At 58.8% G+C, this 5,864-nt stretch carries 7 protein-coding genes; 6 read left to right on the forward strand and 1 reads right to left on the reverse strand.

Translation table 11 applies throughout. From position 1 onward, the window contains the following. The first annotated feature begins 143 nt into the window (after positions 1-143). The 6 genes from rbsK (at position 144) to ACRC1E_RS00480 (ending at position 5,355) form a co-directional block, all read left to right on the forward strand. Positions 144-1,037: a ribokinase gene (rbsK, locus tag ACRC1E_RS00455; RefSeq protein WP_438513140.1), complete on the forward strand. Its 894-nt coding sequence runs from the start codon at positions 144-146 to the stop codon at positions 1,035-1,037. Beyond that, complete coding sequence (rbsD, locus tag ACRC1E_RS00460; RefSeq protein WP_438513141.1) at positions 1,034-1,432, forward strand: D-ribose pyranase; 399 nt, start codon at positions 1,034-1,036, stop codon at positions 1,430-1,432. Before rbsK ends, rbsD begins: the two co-directional genes overlap by 4 nt. A gap of 10 nt (positions 1,433-1,442) precedes the next feature. Next, positions 1,443-2,933, forward strand: a complete 1,491-nt coding sequence (locus ACRC1E_RS00465) for a sugar ABC transporter ATP-binding protein (protein ID WP_438513142.1) — start codon at positions 1,443-1,445, stop codon at positions 2,931-2,933. Next, a complete protein-coding gene (locus ACRC1E_RS00470) occupies positions 2,934-3,875 on the forward strand; it encodes an ABC transporter permease subunit (protein ID WP_438513143.1) in 942 nt (313 codons plus the stop codon). Positions 3,876-3,915: 40 nt separating this feature from the next. Continuing rightward, positions 3,916-4,854: a ribose ABC transporter substrate-binding protein RbsB gene (gene rbsB, locus ACRC1E_RS00475; RefSeq protein WP_438513144.1), complete on the forward strand. Its 939-nt coding sequence runs from the start codon at positions 3,916-3,918 to the stop codon at positions 4,852-4,854. Positions 4,855-4,980: 126 nt separating this feature from the next. Continuing rightward, positions 4,981-5,355, forward strand: coding sequence for an oxidoreductase (locus tag ACRC1E_RS00480; RefSeq protein WP_438513145.1), 375 nt, complete (start codon positions 4,981-4,983; stop codon positions 5,353-5,355). A gap of 89 nt (positions 5,356-5,444) precedes the next feature. Here ACRC1E_RS00480 and ACRC1E_RS00485 read toward each other — a convergent pair. Further along, positions 5,445-5,864: exonuclease domain-containing protein (locus ACRC1E_RS00485; RefSeq protein WP_438513146.1), on the reverse strand; the 420-nt coding region annotated here is incomplete at its 5' end.

Here is a 5,864-nt window from a genome sequence, read left to right on the forward strand (position 1 = left end):
AATAGCACGTGTTTGCTTGCGATATGTGACGATAGTGGCGTTTAAATGATCTTTATGGATTGGCATTAAATTAATAATATCTTAATATTCGCCCCTTTAGCTTTACCCTCAACCCGAACCTATCAGATGAACAGGGAGAGGCTATGCCCAAGGTAGTTGTAGTCGGCAGTATCAATATGGATCTTGTGGCGCTGGCCCCGCGTTTCCCCGCCCCGGGTGAAACGCTCAGTGGCGAGCGCTTTGCGACCTTTCCCGGCGGGAAAGGAGCGAATCAGGCGGTAGCCGCCAGCCGTCTGGGTGCGGACGTGGTGATGGTCGGCTGTGTCGGTTCCGACCTGTTTGGCCGCGATCTGGTCGAAGGACTGGACAAAGAAGGCGTAGATACACGCCATGTACACCGTGTTGAAGGCATCGCCAGCGGCGTGGCCTGCATTACGGTCAGCGGTGCAGAAAACAATATTATCGTGATCGCCGGTGCCAACCATGCGTTGACGCCGGCGCATGTCGCCGCTGCCGAGGCGGAAATAGCGGCGGCGGATGTGGTACTGACCCAGCTGGAAGTGCCTTTGGCGGTCGTGGCGGCCACGGCAGCGCTGGCGAAGAAGCACGGCGTGCCGCTGATTCTGAATCCGGCACCTGCCGTTCAGTTGCCGGCGGCCTTGCTGGACGAAGTGACTTATCTCACACCGAATGAGCATGAGCTGTCCATCGTACTGGATGCCGGCTCCAGCCCGTTCCCCGACATGCTGGAAAGTATGGCGGGCAAGGTGGTGATGACCAAGGGCGAGCATGGTGCCTACCATGTCGCGACCGATGGTGCTTTCGTGCATCAAGCGGGGTTTGCCGTTCAGGCGGTAGATACCACCGGCGCGGGGGATACTTTCAATGCCGCGCTGGCGACCTATCTGCCACTGGGGCTCAAACCGGCGATGCGTATGGCGTGTGCTGCCGCCGCCTTGTCGGTGACACGGTTGGGTGCCCAGGGCGGTATGCCCAGCAAGGACGAGCTCGAAACTTTTATCAAGGACAGAGCATGAAAAAGACCGGAACCCTGAATGCGCAGCTGGCACGCGTGCTGGCCGAGTTGGGCCATGGCGACGCGATTGTGATCGCCGACTGCGGCTTGCCGATTCCGGCGGGTGTCGAGCGCATCGATCTTGCGCTGACGCAGGGCATTCCTTCCTTTGTCGCTACGCTTAAGGTGGTGCTGTCGGAAATGCAGGTCGAGCATGCGGTGATGGCCAAGGAAGTCCATCCGGCCAATACCGCTCTGGCGGCCGATACCGAGGCATTGCTGGGGGAACATATCCCCGTACGTCTGGTGAGTCATGCCGATTTCAAGACGCTGACGCGCAATGTGCGTGCGGTGGTCCGGACCGGTGAAGCGAGTCCCTACGCCAATGTGATTCTGTATTCCGGTGTGGTTTTCTGAGGATGACAGTGTGAGCACGTTGGTAGAAATGAGCGGTATCTCCAAGTCCTTCGGGCCGGTGACGGTCCTCAAGGATGTAGCGTTTTCGCTGGCAGCCGGGGAAATCCATGCGCTGATGGGCGAGAACGGCGCCGGCAAGTCCACGTTGATGAAAATCCTCACCGGCCTGTATCAGGCCGATGGCGGCATGATTCATGTCGCCGGCGAGCCGGTGCGTATCCATAGCCCGAGACAGGCCGAGGCCTTGGGCATTGCCATCATGCATCAGGAGCTGAACCTGATCCCGGAGCTGACCGTGGCCGAGAATCTGTTTCTCGGGCGCGAACAGACACTGGGGCGTAGCGGTATCCTGAATTCGGGGCGTATGCGCGAGCTGGCGAAACAGTATCTGTCGCGTCTGGCGGTGGAGCTGGATCCGGATGCCGAAGTGGGCAGCCTGTCCATCGGCCAGCAGCAGATGGTCGAGATCGCGCGTGCCTTGTCGCTGAATGCACGCGTATTGATCATGGATGAGCCGACGGCCGCGCTGTCCGAGCGTGAAATCGATGCCTTGTTTGCCGTGATCCGCGAATTGCGTCAAGACGGCGTCGGCATCGTCTATGTATCACACCGCATGGAGGAAATTTTTGCCCTGTGCGACCGCATCTCGGTATTGCGCGATGGCGAGTTTGTCGGCACCGAACGCATTGCCGAAACCTCGCTTGATCATGTGGTGCACATGATGGTGGGGCGCGAACTGGGCGAGCGTTTTCCCAAGCGTGAAGTCAGTCATGGTGCCGAGCGCCTGCGTGTCGAGAACCTGAGCGACGATGGCAATATCAGCGGCATCAATTTCACCGTGCATGCCGGCGAAGTGTTGGGTATCGCCGGACTGATGGGGGCCGGGCGCACTGAAATCGCCCGCGTGCTGTTTGGCTTGAACAAGCGTGTTTCAGGCAAGATTTTTGTCGATGGCAAGGAAGCGCGCATCAACAAGCCGGCCGATGCGATCGGCTACGGGGTCGGTTTCGTCACCGAAGACCGCAAGGCGCAAGGTTTGGTACTGGAGTTGTCGGTGCGGGAAAATATTACCCTGTCGGCGGTGCCGACGTTCGGACGCAGCGGTATCGTCTCGCGCAGCGAAGAGAAGAATCTGGTGGCGCGCTGTATCGACATGCTGAAGATACGTACCCGTGACGCCGAACTCGAGGTGAAGTCGCTGTCCGGTGGTAACCAGCAAAAAGTGGTGCTGGCCAAGTGGCTCAATCTCAAACCACGGGTACTGATACTCGACGAGCCTACCCGTGGCGTCGATATTGGCGGCAAAGCCGAGATTTATCAGATCATCAACCAGCTCGCCTTTGAGGGTGTGGCGGTGGTGGTGATTTCCTCAGAACTTCCCGAAGTGCTGGGAATTTCCGACCGTATTCTGGTGATGCACGAAGGGCGGATGGCAGGCGAGCTTGCTACCTCCGGTGCCTGCCAGGAGTCCATTATGCATTTGGCTACCGGAGGGTATTAAGTGGCCGTCAGTCAAACAAAAAAACTGCTGCACAAATTGGGGCCCTTGCTGGGTCTGGTCGGTCTTTGTGTCGTACTCGCGGTGATGAGTGATAACTTCCTCACCGTAGGCAACCTGCTGAACGTGATGCGTCAGGTGTCCATTAATGCGCTGATTGCCTTCGGTATGACTTTCGTCATCCTGTCCGGCGGTATCGACCTGTCGGTCGGCGCCATCCTGGCTTTGTCGGGGGCGGTGACGGCGGGGCTGATGGCATCGGGGGTAGACCCGGTACTGGCTACCTTTGCCGGCCTCGCCTGCGGTACGCTGATGGGGGCTTTCAACGGGCTGGCCATTACCAAAGGCAAGCTGGCGCCCTTTATCGTGACGCTGGCCACCATGACCATTTTCCGTGGCCTCGCGCTGGTGTATACCGGCGGGCGTCCGGTCACCGGCCTGAACAGCGACTTCTTCTTTATGCTGGGTAACGGCTATCTGGGCGCGCTGGTGCCGATGCCGGTGATCACCATGTTCATCGCCTTTGGCGTGCTGTGGTTCATCCTCAAGCGCACCGCCTTTGGTCGTCACGTGTATGCCGTGGGGGGCAATGAAGAAGCCTCGCGCATCTCGGGTGTGCATGTAGATCGCGTCAAGATCATGATCTACGCGATTTCGGGCTTTCTGGCGGCGCTGGCCGGCCTGATCCTGACTTCGCGCCTGAACTCGGCACAGCCGACAGCCGGTACTGGCTACGAGCTGGATGCCATCGCTGCCGTGGTACTGGGTGGTACCAGTCTGGCCGGCGGGCGTGGCTGGATCGTCGGTACCCTGATTGGCGCCTTGCTGATCGGTGTGCTGAATAACGGTTTGAATCTGCTGGAGGTGTCGTCCTTCTACCAGCAGGTGATCAAGGGTTCGGTGATTCTGTTGGCGGTGCTGCTTGACCGTCGTCAGGCGCGCTGACGCAATAAGAAATCCACACCAAGTCACAGGGAAAATATTCATGAATACGCTAATCAAGTCGCTTCTCGGCACCGCCTTCGTGGCTTTGCTCGCCACCGGCTGCAGCAAGCAGGGGCCGGAAACCAGTTTGGCCGATGCTTCTGCACCGGCAAACGAAGCGACCGCACCTAGCATCGGTCTGGCAGTTTCGACCCAGAACAATCCGTTCTTCGTATCGCTCAAGCACGGTGCCGAACAAGAAGCCAAGGCTCTGGGGCTGAATCTGGTGGCGGTGGATGCGCAGGATGATCCGGCCAAACAGATCGCCAGTATCGAAGACCTGATCCAGAAGAAGGTCAAGGTCATCATGATCAACCCGACCGACTCCGCTGCGGTACTGGCTGCCGTCAAGGCTGCCAATGCGGCCGGTATTCCGGTGATTACGCTGGATCGTTCGATAGACGGCGGTGATGTGGTTTCGCATATCGCATCCGACAACGTGGCCGGTGGTGAAATGGCTGCTGCTTTCCTCAAGGAAAAGCTGGCAGGCAAGGGCCATGTGGTTGAGCTGGAAGGCATCCCCGGTGCGTCTGCCGCCCACGAGCGTGGCAAGGGTTTTCACAACGTGATCGACAAGGAAACCGGCATCAAGGTCGTGGCCAAACAGCCTGCCGACTTTGACCGCGCCCGTGGCATGAGCGTGATGGAAAATATCCTGCAGGGCCAGAAAGACGTGGCTGGTGTGTTTGCGCATAATGACGAAATGGCGCTGGGTGCCTTGCAGGCTCTGGATTCTTCCGGTCGCAAGGGTGTCGTGGTGGTGGGTTTTGACGCCACCGCTGATGCAGTGGCTGCCGTTAAGGCCGGACGCATGGCGGCTACCGTGGCACAAAAGCCGGAGCTGATCGGCAAGATGGGCGTGGAAACCGCCAAGAAGATCATCGACGGCCAGAGTGTAGACAAGTACATTCCGGTTCCGCTGGAGCTGATCAAGCAATAAGCGCTTCATCCCGCACACAACAATGGCGCCCTAGTGGCGCCATTGTTGTTGATGTGGCTCAATATGCCGTAAGGGTTGTTGGTTATAATCCGCGCATTAATGTCATAACAATAAGGGATGGATGTGATGAAGAAGATCAGGATAGCCATGATAGGTGCCGGCGAGACCGGCACGCCGCTGCTGAATCAATTGCTGGATGCGCAGTTCGTCGACGTGCGTGGCGTCGCTGACCTCGATTTGACGCGGCCGGGCATCGCGCTCGCCCGTGCGCGCGAGGTGACGGTAAGCGACAACTTTGAGGCGCTGGTGCGCGCCGAGCCCGAGCTCGATGTGATCATCGACGTGACTGGCGTATCGGCAGTGCGCGAGCAGTTGCGCACGCTGATGCTGGAAACCGGCAACACGCATACTGTGATCGTCCACGAGCGCGTCGCGCTACTGATGATGTCGCTGGGTGCCGGCCAGTTGGTCGAGACCCACCACGCAGAAACCGGTTACTGAACCTTACCCTGCGGCCGCCGGCACATGTCTATCCTTGACGGGCTGCCTAGCCGTTAACCAGCATGGCTGCGGCAGTGCTGCAAGGCCGTTCAGCCAAACCCGCGCTGTTGCAGTGCCAGATACAGCATGGCGGCGGTGATGGCATCGTTCAGTGCATCGTGGCGCGGCAGGGCCGGTATTTTTAGCGCGTCGACGATGGTTTGCAGCTTGAGGTCGATATGGCTATCCGGATGTTGTCTGAGCTTGTAATCATAGTAGCGGCCGGAAATCTCGATCTGGCGGTTGGGCAGGGTGCAGCCTATCAGTCCCTTGACGTATTTATTGAGTATGGCTACGTCGTATTCTAGGTAGTAGCCGACCAGTGGTCGTCCGCCGATAAAGTCCAGTAGCTGGTACACCGCTTCCTGTGGCGAGATGCCGGCGTCGACATCGCGCGGCCGCAGGCCGTGGATGCTGACATTGCCGGCGTCGGGGCGTTTTTCCGGCCTGACCAGCAGATAAAAGGATGC

The organism is Craterilacuibacter sp., assembly GCF_051659485.1.
GTDB lineage: Bacteria > Pseudomonadota > Gammaproteobacteria > Burkholderiales > Chromobacteriaceae > Craterilacuibacter.